Origin of the sequence: Mesorhizobium sp., from assembly GCF_004963255.1 — a bacterium.
In the GTDB taxonomy this organism is placed as follows: domain Bacteria; phylum Pseudomonadota; class Alphaproteobacteria; order Rhizobiales; family Rhizobiaceae; genus Mesorhizobium.
Genome location: NZ_SUGA01000065.1, coordinates 1 through 14,476, shown reverse-complemented (window position 1 = coordinate 14,476; position 14,476 = coordinate 1). Strand labels below are relative to the sequence as shown.

The 14,476-nt window shown below is 57.9% G+C and carries 12 protein-coding genes; 11 read left to right on the top strand and 1 reads right to left on the bottom strand.

All coding sequences use genetic code 11. The features are described 5' to 3' along the window. Window positions 1-886: 886 nt before the first annotated feature. From E5X34_RS31920 to E5X34_RS31880, 9 genes are all read left to right on the top strand, one after another. On the top strand, window positions 887-1,477 hold the full coding sequence (locus tag E5X34_RS31920; RefSeq protein ID WP_063169401.1) for a NodA family N-acyltransferase: 591 nt from the start codon (window positions 887-889) through the stop codon (window positions 1,475-1,477). Beyond that, a complete protein-coding gene (gene nodB / locus E5X34_RS31915) occupies window positions 1,474-2,133 on the top strand; it encodes a chitooligosaccharide deacetylase NodB (protein ID WP_063169400.1) in 660 nt (219 codons plus the stop codon). The genes E5X34_RS31920 and nodB overlap by 4 nt, the downstream gene beginning before the upstream one ends. Before the next feature lie 15 nt (window positions 2,134-2,148). Continuing rightward, window positions 2,149-3,474: a chitooligosaccharide synthase NodC gene (gene nodC / locus E5X34_RS31910; protein ID WP_063169399.1), complete on the top strand. Its 1,326-nt coding sequence runs from the start codon at window positions 2,149-2,151 to the stop codon at window positions 3,472-3,474. 261 nt (window positions 3,475-3,735) lie between these two features. Beyond that, on the top strand, window positions 3,736-4,650 hold the full coding sequence (gene nodI, locus E5X34_RS31905; RefSeq protein WP_024505873.1) for a nodulation factor ABC transporter ATP-binding protein NodI: 915 nt from the start codon (window positions 3,736-3,738) through the stop codon (window positions 4,648-4,650). A gap of 3 nt (window positions 4,651-4,653) precedes the next feature. Further along, complete coding sequence (locus E5X34_RS31900) at window positions 4,654-5,442, top strand: ABC transporter permease (RefSeq protein ID WP_063169398.1); 789 nt, start codon at window positions 4,654-4,656, stop codon at window positions 5,440-5,442. Between the two features lie 283 nt (window positions 5,443-5,725). Beyond that, window positions 5,726-6,487, top strand: a complete 762-nt coding sequence (locus tag E5X34_RS31895; protein WP_127266955.1) for a sulfotransferase domain-containing protein — start codon at window positions 5,726-5,728, stop codon at window positions 6,485-6,487. A gap of 392 nt (window positions 6,488-6,879) precedes the next feature. After that, on the top strand, window positions 6,880-8,163 hold the full coding sequence (locus E5X34_RS31890; protein ID WP_210326678.1) for a dicarboxylate/amino acid:cation symporter: 1,284 nt from the start codon (window positions 6,880-6,882) through the stop codon (window positions 8,161-8,163). Window positions 8,164-8,438: 275 nt separating this feature from the next. After that, window positions 8,439-9,500 carry a LacI family DNA-binding transcriptional regulator gene (locus E5X34_RS31885; protein ID WP_051695606.1) on the top strand — a complete coding sequence of 354 codons (1,062 nt, stop codon included), beginning with the start codon at window positions 8,439-8,441 and terminating at the stop codon, window positions 9,498-9,500. A gap of 164 nt (window positions 9,501-9,664) precedes the next feature. Continuing rightward, window positions 9,665-10,468 carry a TIM barrel protein gene (locus E5X34_RS31880; protein WP_063169395.1) on the top strand — a complete coding sequence of 268 codons (804 nt, stop codon included), beginning with the start codon at window positions 9,665-9,667 and terminating at the stop codon, window positions 10,466-10,468. A 48-nt stretch (window positions 10,469-10,516) separates the two neighbouring features. Here E5X34_RS31880 and E5X34_RS31875 read toward each other — a convergent pair whose 3' ends face one another. Next, complete coding sequence (locus E5X34_RS31875; protein WP_063170390.1) at window positions 10,517-11,434, bottom strand: LysR family transcriptional regulator; 918 nt, start codon at window positions 11,432-11,434, stop codon at window positions 10,517-10,519. Between the two features lie 701 nt (window positions 11,435-12,135). On the opposite strand from E5X34_RS31875, the gene E5X34_RS32975 reads away from it, so the two are divergent. Continuing rightward, window positions 12,136-12,630, top strand: a complete 495-nt coding sequence (locus tag E5X34_RS32975) for a transposase (protein WP_095769983.1) — start codon at window positions 12,136-12,138, stop codon at window positions 12,628-12,630. Between the two features lie 140 nt (window positions 12,631-12,770). After that, the gene (locus E5X34_RS32970; RefSeq protein ID WP_365970300.1) at window positions 12,771-13,433 is read left to right on the top strand and encodes a hypothetical protein; all 663 of its coding nucleotides are present in this window, start codon (window positions 12,771-12,773) and stop codon (window positions 13,431-13,433) included. Window positions 13,434-14,476 lie beyond the last annotated feature (1,043 nt).

Genomic DNA, 14,476 nt, shown 5'->3' with positions numbered 1-14,476 from the left:
ACGAACGCAGTTCTGGCATTCAGGCAGGTGTAGAAGCCATGCAAGACGCCTCATTTGAGGTCACCTGTCGTATCTAGCTGCTTGCCGGACCACTATGTAAAGCGAGCGCTATTGGCTGCCTCTGCGATGCGGGAATTGGCAGCGGACGTCTCTCGATCAAACAGGCATCTTGCTTGTAGAATTCTTTTAATCGTGAAGCGGCGCGAGTGCGCTATCCGTTGAGGTGAGCAAGGCCGGCGCCCTGGGTGAGCGCTGGTGTCGGGTGGTGGAAAGTACAGGGGGAGCTGTGTGGCCCCTCTTTCTCGGCCTCGACGATGTGCGAAGGAGCCTGCGCGGCGAACGGGCCAACGCCCCAGGCTCAGAACCTGGGCGAACCTAACTCCCGCCAAAGGACAGCCCAGAGCTGGATACACGAAAGAGATACTGAACCCGCGAATCAGATTCTGATCAATCGTCGTGTCTGAGCTCCACTCGGCTCTTACGGAGATAATCGCGCGGCCCGGCAACGGCCGCGCGTGCCGCGGGCGTGAGCTTTGCGCTTCGTCAGAAGTGCCTCGAGCGTGACGACGATAATTGACCAGCCATATGGAACGCATTCGCCCAGTTATCCAAAGCGTGGATACCTTTCATCTAAACAAAGGATTTTACCGTTTTTGCTGCAGGTCCCATAGAAGCGCTTCAAGTTGGAAAGATAGGTAGTTCCGATGGTTGCGTTGGATCTGAGGAGCATCATCTGGTGTGCGGGGCGTACAAAGTCAGTCGCATCTGCATTGCGGCTTGGTCTTTCGGCGGTCCCCACAAGTTACGCCCCGTTGGCGCGACGCCAATTATTTAATCAATGCTTGGACATTTATCTCAACCAGACAGCTACAAGGTGAGGTCTTCCATGCGTCCGAATGTCGAGTGGAAGTTGTGCTGGGAAAATGAGCTGCAACTGGCCGACCATGTCGAACTCTCCGACTTTTTTCGAAAGACCTATGGACGGACTGGCGCCTTCAACGCGGAGCCATTCGAAGGCGGCCGCAGTTGGGCCGGCGCGAGGCCGGAATTCCGCGCAATCGGCTACGACGCGCATGGGGTAGCGGCTCACATCGGCATGCTGCGGCGCTTCATCAAAGTTGGCGAGGTCGACTTGATCGTCGCTGAATTGGGCCTGTACGCGGTTCGTCCGGATCTTGAAGGGCTCGGAATCGGTTTTTCGATGCGCGTGGCGTACCCAGTGCTCCATCAGTTGGGTGTTCCATTCGCTTTCGGCACGGTTCGGCACGCGCTGCGAAACCATGTCGAAAGATTCTGCAGAGCCGGCCTCGCGAACATTGTGTCGGGCGTTCGCGTACGGTCGACCCGTCCAGATGTGCATCCCGACCTGCCGCCCACGCGCCTGGAAGACGTACTCGTGTTGGTTTCGCCGATCGGACGCTCGATGGACGAGTGGCCGTCTGGTACCCTGATCGACCGGAACGGTCCGGAACTATGAAGCCTCTGGACTACATATGCGAAGGGCAGAGTGACAATGCCGATCGCATTGCAGAGCGCAGCGTCTATCTGACGTTTGACGACGGTCCCAATTCATTTTTCACACCGCAGATACTCAATGTGCTGGCGCAACATCAGGTGCCGGCGACCTTCTTCGTTGTTGGGGCCTACGCGGCCGACGAGCCGGAACTCGTTCGCCGAATTATTACAGACGGCCACGGTATAGCCAACCACACGATGACTCATCCGGACCTAGCTAAATGCGGGTCCGTCGAAGTCGACTGCCAGATAGTTGAGGCAAACAGAGTCATAGGGATGGCTTGCCCGCAGGCCATGGTTCGGTACTTTCGTGCACCCTATGGCATCTGGACCGAAGAAGTAATCGCTGCATTAGCGGGTGAGGCATTGGCGCCCGTCCATTGGTCCATTGATCCACGCGACTGGTCTCGCCCCGGCGTTGACGCCATCGTCGACAGAGTGCTCGCCGATATCCGGCCGGGCGCAATCGTGCTGTTGCACGACGGGTGCGCTCCCGACGAATTGCAACCAGGCAATCAAGCCAGTCTGCGCGACCAGACGGTGACAGCGTTGTCACGCCTAATTCCAGAATTGCACGGCCGCGGATTTGTAATCCGATCACTTCCTCAACATCCCTGAACAAACAGAGATCCTATGGACCTTCTCACCACAGCCAGTACTGTTGCCGTTTCGTCTTATGCGGTGCTCTCGACTGTTTACAGAGGCATGCAAGCGGTCTACTCCCAACCGGAAAATGTTACGCCGCCGTCGGAAAGCTTGTTCGGATCCGACCGTTGGCCGAGCGTGGATGTCATTATCCCCTGCTACAATGAGGACCCGCGCACACTCGCGGCGTGTTTAGCTTCCATTGCAAATCAAGATTACTCCGGAACATTTCAGGTCTATCTGGTTGACGACGGTTCTGGAAATCGTAATGCCGTCATCCCGGTACATCACGCCTACGAGGGCGACCCGAGATTCAATTTCATTCTGCTCCGCGAAAATGTTGGCAAACGCAAGGCGCAGATCGCCGCCATCCGCCGCTCATCTGGAGATTTCGTGCTCAGCGTCGACTCTGACACGACACTTGCGTCCGACGTCATCACGAAGCTTGCAGTAAAAATGCGGGATTCCATGGTCGGAGCGGCCATGGGCCAGCTGACGGCATACAACCGCAGCGACACTTGGTTGACCCGATTGATCGATATGGAATACTGGCTGGCTTGCAATGAGGAGCGCGCGGCGCAAGGTCGCTTTGGTGCGGTCATGTGCTGCTGCGGCCCATGTGCAATGTACCGCCGGTCTTGTCTCCTTTCTCTGCTGGATCAATACGAGACGCAGCTGTTCAGGGGGAAACCAAGCGACTTCGGTGAAGACCGTCATCTTACGATCCTCATGCTGAAAGCAGGCTTTCGAACCGAGTACGTTCCAGGTGCCGTCGCGGCGACAGTCGTTCCGGACAAGATGGGACCTTATTTGCGCCAACAACTCCGCTGGGCACGAAGCACTTTCCGGGACACGATGCTTGCGCGAGGTCTACTGCGTGGCCTGGATCGCTATCTAACTTTGGATGTGATGGGAGAGAATCTCGGCCCATTGTTGCTCGGCATCGCGGTAGTAACGGCGCTCGGTGAGTTACTATTTTCACATACAGTAAATTGGTGGACGGTGCTGGCTATTGTCACGATGACCATAATCAGATCTACGGTGTTATCTTTCCGCACTCGGCAGCTTCGATTCATCGGCTATTCAATGCACGCGTTAATCAGGATATTCCTGTTGATCCCCTTGAAGGCTTACGCCCTGTGTACATTGAGCAATAGCGATTGGCTGTCGCGTAAAAGTGTTCCCCTGCCCAACAGCAGCACAAAGGAAATCACAAGCGCGATGCCGCTTGGCGGAGCAAATGCTGCGGGCAATTCTGGAATTGCGGAGTCACTTCATACTGCAGATCTTTCGCTCACAGCTAGTGAAGTCTGACGGCCTTGCAGCGCCGAGTGACCGAGTAAGTTGTGTCAGTCGACACGGGGTGAAGCTTGTCGAGTTACCTATGGTCAGAACGGGGACTATGTGGAAGCGACACGTGGCATCTTGACGTTATTCTTTGGCGGAAGCGATACACACGTCGCTCCGGCCGCGACTTTCCAAAGGTGTCATCTCAAGGCGGTGGCCTGCTCTGAACCAGAATTCGCAAGTAAGCTGCCGGTGGCCAATCGGACTCATTCCGCTTGAGATAGACGCATGTCCAATGTAGCAATCGACCTTACCGGCGTAACCAAATTATTCGGAAACAAGCTCGTTGTGGACGGGCTGTCCTTCACCGTTGCATCGGGAGAGTGCTTCGGTCTGCTGGGGCCTAACGGCGCAGGCAAGAGCACGATTGCGCGTATGCTCCTCGGTATGACCCGGCCTGACGCGGGTGATATAACAGTCCTCGGTCTACCAGTGCCGGCACGCAGCCGCTTGGCCCGCAAGGGCATAGGCGTGGTCCCGCAGTTCGACAATCTCGACCTGGAATTTACGGTACGTGAGAACCTGTTGGTGTTCGGGCGCTACTTCGGCATGAGTACAAGAGAGATCAACGCCGTCATCCCACGGCTGCTCGAGTTCGCTCGCCTTGAGAGCAAGGCGGATTCACGTGTCGGCCTGCTATCCGGCGGGATGAAGCGGCGCCTGACGCTGGCACGTGCTCTGATCAACGACCCCCAGTTGCTTGTGATGGATGAGCCCACGACCGGCCTCGACCCGCATGCCCGCCATCTGATCTGGGAGCGACTTCGTTTCCTGCTGGCGAGCGGAAAAACGATCATTTTGACCACCCATTTCATGGAAGAGGCTGAGCGGCTTTGTGATCGGCTGTGTGTTCTCGAGCGGGGACGCAAGATCGCCGAGGGCAGTCCTCATGCGCTGATCGACGAGTACATTGGGTGCAACGTGATCGAGATCTTCGGCGGTAATCCACAGGAGCTGATTTCGCTGATCAGACCGTACGTTCAGCGTGTCGAGGTAAGCGGCGAGACGCTCTTTTGCTATGCGCCTGAGCCGGAGGATGTGCGCATCCAGCTTCGCGGTCGAGCGGGTCTGCGTATTCTAGAGCGTCCACCCAGTCTGGAGGACGTTTTCTTGCGGTTAACCGGACGTGAGATGGAGAAGTGAGCAATGGGTGAACGTTTTGCGGCCGCTCTACCCGCCAACGCCTGGAACTGGATGGCGGTGTGGCGCCGCAATCATCTGGCATGGAAGAAGGTGGCATTTGCTTCAATGCTCGGCACCCTTGCTGATCCGATGATTTACCTTTTCGGGCTCGGCACTGGCCTTGGACTGTTGGTAGGCCGCATCGAAGGTGCATCCTACATCGCCTTTCTGGCAGCCGGCATGGTTGCGACGAGCGCGATGACAGCATCAACCTTCGAAACAATTTACGCGGTTTTCGGTCGAATGCGCGATCAGGGCACTTGGGAAGCAATCCTGCACACACAACTTACCCTCGGCGACATCGTTCTCGGTGAATTGACCTGGGCAGCCACAAAGGCTTTTCTGGCCGGTACGACAATTGCGATTGTTGCGGCCGCGCTAGGTTATGCCGCGTGGACGTCGGTTCTCTACGTGCTACCGGTCGTCGCTCTCACCGGATTCGCCTTTGCGAGCCTGGCCATGCTCGTCATCGCGCTCGCGCCCAGTTATCACTATTTTATTTTCTATCAGACGCTTGTCATCACACCCATGCTGTTCCTTTCGGGCGCGGTTTTTCCAGTCGGCCAATTGCCAGGAGTGTTTCAGCAGATTGCGGCCTTCTCGCCCCTGGCGAATTCTATCGAGCTAATCCGTCCGGTGATGCTCGGCCGCCTGGGCGACAATGTAGGGCTGCATATAGGCGCACTTTGCATGTTCGCTGTATTGCCTTTTTTTCTGTCGGCTGGACTGTTTCATCGACGACTAATGCGTTGACGCTTGCTTACACCCATTAACCAGAAGGAGGTCCGCAATGCCGGATGCAAACTGCCCACAGCGGCCCGGAGGCATGCGTATGCTAGGAATCGCGAGTGGTACAACGCCGAAGCCGGGCGCCACCCAGCCGCTGCAGGCACCCGCCCAGCTTCGCGACCACACCTCGAAGAACAGGCTGGATGGTGAGGCGCGGACCCACCCGGAGCGTTCAATCGATAGCAGCCAAGCTTCTTGTGCGCGTCCACAGACCGTCGCGGCCATTATTTAGTTGGATACACATGCAATGACCCACAACGAAGCAACTCCTGAGCCTTTTGTGATCCTTGCTATGCCAAGGACCGGAACACACTATTTAGAAGAATTGCTAAACGAGCATCCGACCGTTTTGAGTAACGGTGAGTTGCTAAACGAATATGATCCCAATTGGCCCAGCACTGATCGCCTGCTAGGCACGGATCGCGAGCTTCTTGAGCTTGCCTATGTGCGCTGCCCTATGCGCGACTACAAGAATGTGACGCATCTTGGATGCAAGATCAATGAACCTCAGTTTCGCGAGCGTCCCGCATTCTTTGCGGAACTGGCTCGTTGGCCAGCACTCAAGGTCATCCTTGTTGTTCGCCGAAACGTATTGGAATCGCTCCGATCCTTTGTGCAGGCCAGGGAAAGCGGTCACTGGCTGAAGTTCAGCTGGGACAACGATACCGCTCGGCCACCGAGCGTCAGGTTGTCAATCGCCGACTGTGAGGCTTATTTCAAAGCCGCCGACGATTTTCACGCTCGCGTTATGGACTCCTTCACGTCGACCAACCTGCTTGTAATGGAATACGAGAGCCTACTTCACGAACCTGCCCAATGCCTGGGAGCGGTTTGGGATTTCCTGGGCGTTCCAGCGCTTGAGCCATCAGATAACGCCATCCTGCAGCGCCAGGAAACGCGACCGCTGGATCAAACGGTGGAGAACTTTGACGAGTTGCGGATTCACTTCGCACGGGGACCTTATTCAAGATTTTTTGACCTCGGAGATTCAATGCGCTCCTACGCTTAATCGCTTGTACCGCGTGCTCTGATGGGCGTGTAGGATATCCTGCAGTTTGCGCGCATTCCGTCGCAAAACTGACAAACCAAAGTCACCAAGACGACAGAGATATCGGCCGGCAGTCGATCTGCGGCAGACATCAAAGACACGGCCGCAAGGCGACCTGGTCAATTCCCTCTCTGGCGAAGCACTTCTTCAGACGCGATCTTTGGCGAGCCTTGAGTGCAAATTCCGGCAAAGGTGGAGGGTTCCAGTGCGCAACCCGCACCAATCTCGCTGGACGGGACAGGCCTCCAGTTGGCACGGCGCTTGCTCCGAGATGACAGCAGCGCTCGACCGGAGCGCAGCATGGGAGAAGGAGGAGCCCCCACCCCGATCCGGTCAGGGAGAGAGAAACGGTGTTGGTTCCAAGAGTCCCCCGCGCGATCGCAGCGCCCCGCAAGCCCCATTTTGCCCGGACCTACGTGCAGGTGCTTGCCGCCATAGTCCTGGGAGCCGCAATTGGCTACCTCTATCCGGAAACCGGCCAGAGCCTGAAGCCGCTCGGCGATGCCTTCATCAAAGTCGTCAAGATGATTATCGCACCTGTCATCTTCCTGACAATTGCGACCGGCATTGCCGGCATGAGCGATCTGCAGAAGGTCGGCCGAGTTGCCGCCAAGGCGATGGTTTATTTCCTCACCTTCTCGACACTTGCACTCGTTGTCGGACTGATTGTCGCGAATATCGTTCAACCTGGCGCCGGCCTCAACATCGATCCGGCCTCGCTCGATGTCCAAGCCGTTAAGGGCTATGTGGCCACGGCTCACGAGCAGTCCGTGACCAGCTTCCTGATGAACATCATCCCGTCAACGATTGCCAGTGCCTTCGCGGAAGGCGACATCCTGCAAGTCCTGTTCTTCTCGGTCCTGTTCGGCATTGCTTTGGCGATGACCGGAGAGACGAGCAGGCCGGTCGTTACCTTTCTCCAGGCGCTTACCGCCCCCATTTTTAAGCTCGTCGGCATTCTGATGAAGGCTGCACCCATCGGCGCCTTCGGCGCAATGGCCTTTACGATCGGCAAATACGGAATCGGTTCGGTGGCCAACCTCGCGATACTGGTCGCGACGTTCTATCTTACCGCCTTCCTCTTCGTGTTCGGGGTTCTCGGCGCGGTCTGCCGCTACAACGGCTTCTCGATCTTTTCTCTCGTCCGCTACATCAAGGACGAGCTGCTGCTTGTCCTGGCAACGTCCTCCTCGGAGGCCGCGCTGCCCTCGCTAATGGAGAAGATGGAGAAGGCCGGCGCCGCCCGTTCGGTCGTAAGTCTCGTCATCCCTACTGGATACTCATTCAATCTGGACGGTACCAATATCTACATGACGATCGCCGCCCTCTTCATCGCCCAGGCGACGAACACAGATTTGTCAATTGCCGATCAGATCCTCCTGCTGCTAATTGCGATGCTTTCCTCGAAGGGTGCGGCAGGCGTCACCGGCGCCGGCTTCATCACATTGGCCGCTACTCTCTCTGTCGTGCCGAGTGTTCCCGTTGCCGGAATGGCTCTAATTCTTGGCGTGGACCGCTTCATGTCGGAATGCCGCGCGCTGACGAATTTAGTCGGTAATGCGGTGGCATCGCTCGTTGTCGCTCGCTGGGAAGGCGAATTGGACCAGTCACGGATGGAAACCGCTTTCCGCGGTTAGGGTTACATCAAACTGGCTCCCCGCAAGCAAGATCGCAACAGCGCGACGTGTAAGTAGCGGCCTTGACACAACAGTCGAATTGCCAGCCTCCAAAGAGCGCTGGAAATAGAGTACTAACGCAGTGAGTAATACAACACCATGAAGCCCCTAAGCAAACGAACGGTTCACGGAGACTCATCTGGGTGCGCATGGAGCGCTGTTCGTCGAATGCGCTATCCGCGGGGTGGGGGAACTATTTCAGCTTGCCGCCCCAAGCCGTCGCGGGAGCGCACCGGATGATGGAGGACCGGCCGATCAGAATCGCTAGGGGAAAGCGCGTCACAATAGCCGATCTCGCCCGCGAAGCCGGAGTCAGCGTAGCAACAGTCGATCGGGTTCTGAACGTCCGCCTTCCGGTGCGAGAGGAGACCGCCCAGCGGGTCCATGCGGCCGCGCACGCGATCGGCTATCATGCTGCCGGTCTCATCAAACAGCGCTTGCAGCAGCACCTGCCGCACTACAAGCTGGGCTTCATCTTGAGAAAACCTACCCACGATTTCTACCAAGATTTCGCTCGCAAGATCGAAGAGTCGGTCAGTATGGCTAAATCCTTCCACGGCCTTCCGATCATCGAGTTCGCGCAGTCACATTTGCCGCGTGACCTGCTCCCGCTTCTTAAGGACCTTGGGAGCCGCTGCCAGGCGATCGCCATGGTGGCGGCCGATCACCCGAAAATCACAGCATCAGTCGAGGAGCTCAAGGCGAAAGGTATCCCGGTATTTTCGCTGCTATCCGACTTCGCCGATGGCGTGCGCGAGGGCTACATCGGCCTCAACAACAGCAAGGTCGGACGGACTGCCGCTTGGGTGTTTTCCAAGGCCGCAAAACGGCCCGGCAAGGTGGCGGTGTTTGTCGGAAGCCATCGCTTCCAGGCGCATGCGACGCGGGAAACGGCCTTTCGTGCGTATTTTCGTGAGAACGCGCCAAAATTCGAGGTGCTTGATGCGCTCGTGAACCTTGATGAACGGCAGCTCACTTACGAAAAATTGCTGGATCTTATGCAGCGGGAACCAGAGCTCGTCGGCTTCTATATGGCCGGCGGGGGGATAGAGGGGGCAATTTCCGCGCTCCGAGAAGAGGGGAGCGGTCAGGATCTCGTCGCGATCGTGAGTGAAATGACGCCGCAGTCACGTGGGGCGCTTGCGGATGACATCTTGACGATGGCGGTCGGCACGCCAATGCGCCGACTTTGCCAGGAGCTGATAATGGCAATGGAGCGGGCCATCAAAGCCGGCGTCGCGGAGAGCCCGGGGCAGACATTTCTGCCGTTCGACATTTATCTTCCGGAAAATATTTGACCTTGATGGATTTCTATCATGAGCGCCCATTTTCCTTTCACCGATGAAAGGAAAGCTCGATTGACTCGGCCGTCTCTGTCCGATCTGTGAACCGGCGTGGTTCCGTCTTGAAAGAAGCCGGATGCCGAAATGGCAGCCGCGCTTCATGGAAGGAAAGTCAAGCAATGCGCCAGGTATCGCCCCGCTTTGCACTCGATCACATGGCGGCGCCCCGCCTTGACGTCAGTGCGCTTTTCGCGCTTGCCCGTGACCAAGGCCTGACCGACGTCCAAATCCGTTACCCTCATTTCAGCAATCCTGTCGCACGCGGCATTCCGGCTGCGGACGTTCGGTTGGCCGCTACCGAAGCGGGCGTCACGATCATCTCTGTCAACGCCTTGCAGCGGTTCAACGACTGGACTCCAACGCGTCAGGCCGAGGCAAGCAACCTCGCCGATTATGCGACGGCGTGCGGGGCGGAGACGCTCGTGTTGGTGCCGGCCAACCGCAGCTCGTGGCCCACCAATAGCGAGCGCCAGGACAATCTTCGTTTCGCTCTAAACGAGATCAAGCCAATCCTCCAGTCGCGGGGTCTGATCGGTCTCATCGAGCCGCTGGGTTTCCGAACCTGCTCGCTTCGATCAAAGAAGGAAGCGGCCGAGGCCGTTGCCGCGGTTGATGGCCAGTCCGTCTTTCGCCTCGTGCACGACACGTTCCACCACACCCTGGCCGGGGAGACATGCCTGTTCTGCGAGCTTACCGGCCTGGTGCACATTTCAAGCGTAAACGACCCGACCTTCTGGATTTACCCCGATCGCTTTCTTGCAGGTTCCGACAATGGCAGCCAGATTCAGGCGCTGCTGGATGGCGGCTACGCGGGACCTTTCTCATTCGAGCTGGTCGAGGAAGTCCATTCTCTGGACGATCTCGCAGGCGCACTTGCCGCCAGCATCGACTTTATCCGGCGAGGGCTATTGTCGTCAAAGTAGATGGTGACAGGAGTAGTGACTATAGGTGCGCCTGAATTTTCCGTGGGTTCACAGCGGGGCAGCCATCCGAGATGCCTCCTGTATCATTATCTCCCGCATCCAGATGCTTGCCGGATCGCTATTGTGGAGGGCCGGCCATTGGAGGGTCTCGGTGAATGTGGGAAATGGCAGCGGAAGTTCGATAACCCGCAGGGGGAACGTTTTTTCGAAATGCCTGACCAGCCGTAAGGGCATGGTCGCTATACGAGCTGTGCCGGACACCATAGGTGGAATCATGCTGAAGCCCTGCACGGCGACCTCGACACGTCTCTTAAGGCCATGCTCAAGCAAAAACCATTCCTCGATAGACGGCTTCATCGTACGCCCGAACCTGACCGCGACGTGCCTCATCGACATGTATCTCTCGAATGTAAGCTGCTGTGGCAGCTGCTTGTTTGTGGGACAGCCTACGCACACGAGCTTCTCGTCAAACAGCGCAACGCTTGAATGCACACTCGACGTGAACATATCCGGTAGAATTAGAAAATCGACGTCACCGCGCCGGAGAAGCTCATCGGGGCTATCGTCGACAGGCAGCAGTTCGAAGCTGACGGCGGGGGCTTCCCGTGAAATACGCTCCACAAGCTTTTCGAAAAACACGAGCGTGACGAAATCGGAAAGAATGATCCTGAAGAGGCGATCGGCTCGAGCTGGGTCAAACGGATCCGAAGAAATAATCGAGCACTGGATGTGCTGGAGAGCGTCGCGAACTGCGGGGGCAAATGCTGCCGCACGCGGGGTTAGAAATCTTTCGCGACCTCTTATCGTAAACAGTTCATCGCGGAAATAATCGCGCAGTCGGGCGACGGCCGCACTCATGGCGGGCTGACTCAGGTTAATCCTGCGTGCCGCCGCCGAGAGATTACGCTCCGTCAGGAGTGCGTCGAGCACAACGAGGAGATTTAGATCAAGTCCTTTGAAACGCATGTCATCAGCCATCCATGGGATGGATGCCTTTAACCGAAACAAACGACTTTAACAATTTAGCATTCTTGCAATCTTTTGTCGCAAAAAGTTTATGATGGATGACGTTAAGGTCCGACATATGAGCCGCGTGATCTGCCGAAGCGAGCAATCGTTCGTACTGTGCAGGTCAGAGATTGGCAGTTTGAAACGCCGGGCCGATGGCGCCGGTCTATCAACCAGCGTCTTCGGCGGCCCCGACCTAGCTAGGCGTGGAACCTAATAGGGTGCACCTTTCCAGTCCGAGGCGACTGATGGGCGGTTTGATCCTAAGCTGCCGTGAGGCCTGTGCCAATTGTATCGGCGAGCCAATGCAGCAGTCCGGCAGCGTTTTTGAGAGCTGTTGTAGGCTCGGCCTAAGCCCATTGGCGCAAGCCTATCTGAACGAAGCGCTTGGCCTTGCCGCTATCCGGTATGTGATCTGTGGTGCCTTCTCGTCCTGCTGTTCTTGTTTTGGAACGCCCTTATGGTGAGCCCATCCGGGACGTGGGGCACCGGGAGCACAAAGGTGCAGGCAGGCCGTCAATAGACCGTGGGCTGAGAGCCCGAGCTCGTTACATGGCCGCCCCTCGCGACTTTCCCGGATGCGCTGCGAGCGCGGATCAGTAGATGTCGTGTTGCCCGCCAGCTCCCGTCTTTGACCGAGCCAAGAAGGAGGAACGGGCATGCTTATCATCGGACTGGATATTCACCGCGCCTTCGCCGAAGCAGTGGCATGGGAGGAGGGCAGGCTCAGGCGACTCGGCCGCGTCGACATGCGGCGCGATCTGCTGGCGGCGTTCGCCGCGAAGCTGTCGCCGAACGATGTCGGGGTGATCGAGGCCACCGGCAACGCGACGTCCGCTGCAGCTGTGGTTGCGCCGCATGTGAAGAAGGTGGGGATCGCCAAGCCGAAACAGGTGTTTATCGTTGCCTATGCCAAGATCAAAACGACGATCGACGCCGACGTTCTTGCGCAGCTCTATGCCAGCGGCTTCTTGCCAGAAGTCTGGATTGCGGACGAGCCGACGCAGGCTCTGCGTCGACAGGTGACACGGCGCAATCAGATTGTCCGACAGAGATCTCGATTGAAGAGCGTCATCCAGTCGATCCTTCATAGCCACCTGATCCGTCCTGCCCGCATGCTGACCTGTGCGGCGCCAAGGGTCGGACCTGGTTAATCGAGCAGGTCGTACCGCAGGACGAGCGCCTCGCGATCGATGGGCATCTGCGCGAGTTCGACCGATTGGGCGAAGACCTCCAGGTCATCGAACGCGATCTTGTCCGCTCGGCTCTCGAGGATGAAGGCGTGAAGCGGCTGATGACCATTCCCGGCGTCGACATCACCGTCGCGCTGGCGATGAAGGGCGGCGATCGGCGACGTGTCGCGCTTCGACGATCCGCAGAAGCTCGTGACCTATCTCGGGTTGAACCCAAGCGTCCAGCAGTCCGGCCAGGTCCGGCCTACCATGGGCGGATCACCAAGCAGGGCCGTGGTCATGCGCGCGGCATGCTCGTCGAGGCGGCCTGGGCGGCCGCTCGTGCTCCCGGACCGTTGCGAGCCTTCTCCCTGCGGCGTGCGAGCCCGGCGCGGACAGCATGTCGCGGCCGTGGCAACCGCACGCAAACTCTCTGTCGTGATCTGTCATCTGTTGAGAAGGGCGAGAGTTACGCGTGGGCTCGACCCTCCCTGCATGCCAAGAAGCTTGCGCGATGTGGAACTCAAGGCCGGGAGCAAGGCTGTGCGCGGCCAAAAGGGAGCGCACGCCTACAACATAAAGAGCCACCGGGAAGAAGAGCGCCGCTGGGTGGAGCAGGCCGAGGGCGCCTATGCACGCCTCGTCGCCGGTTGGAACCCACGAGGTCCGAAGAGGGTAGGCACGGATGCCGCAAACGAGGCGCGACGATAGAAGCTGCGCGGCAGGGCTCTCATCTCGGACCCTGCTCTTCGCCACGCGGTCGTCCGTGCGCGACAGGAGAATAGCGCAGATTTATCAAAAAGGCTCTTGTCGATCACATCAGTGGTCTTGGGCGCTGTACGGCCGGGTGAAGACTTTGCAGGTGGCCCGGAAAGCGTTTGACCTGCAGCGAAGCAATTGTCGTCATTACGCGCTCGACCCGGGCGCCCAGCTTGGCATAAGGGCTACGTGGCCTCAGGAAGCGTCGTCGCCAATGCAGACCATGGACGAATTCCCAGCCGATGCCGAGATGCCGGTCGACCGTGCCTGTCGCCGTCCGGTGATGCGATGCCCCCGAGCGGATGAGTTCGCCCCGGATGCTCCCGGTCACGACGCACGGGTTCGGGTTCCAAGGCGCTCAGTTTTGTTCGCGCCCAATCGGTGTAGGACGCGGCAGAAATACGAGCGTGACGAAATCGGAAAGAATGATCCTGAAGCGGCGATTCGGTAGAGCCGGGTCAAACTATCCGACGAAATAAACGATCACTGGATGGGCGGGGGAGCGTCGCAAACTGGAGGGCAAGAGCTCCCGGACGCAGCGTTAAGTTTGAATACCTCCGCGGACATGGTCGCGAGCTTATCGCGCAAATAAATCGAGCAGCCGAGCGCCGGCCGCACTCATGACCGGCTGGGCTCGGTTAATCCTGCATGCCGCGCCCATGAGGTTACTTGTCCGGAGTGCGTCGAGCACAACGAGGAGATGTAGTTCACGATCTTTGAAAAGCGTGGTCAACCATCCAAAGTGTGGATGCCTTTCATCGAAACAAACGATTTCATCAATGTTCTGGAATCCTGCATGGGCAGAAGCACCTGATGGACACCGATGCCCCCACTGCCTCATGGCGTGGCGAGCGTCTTAAGAAACCGCCCGAAAGGAGATTTTTCATGCGCTCTACCGGGCAGTGGAGTGCTGGGAAAGGGAGTTGCAACTGACCGGCCATGTCAAACTGTCCGACTTCTTCCGAGCCTATGGACAGACCGGGAGACGCGCACGTGTAGCGGCTCACATCGTCATACTGCACCTACGCCACACACCGGCCGGACCTGATCCGGCTTTATGAGCATTGGG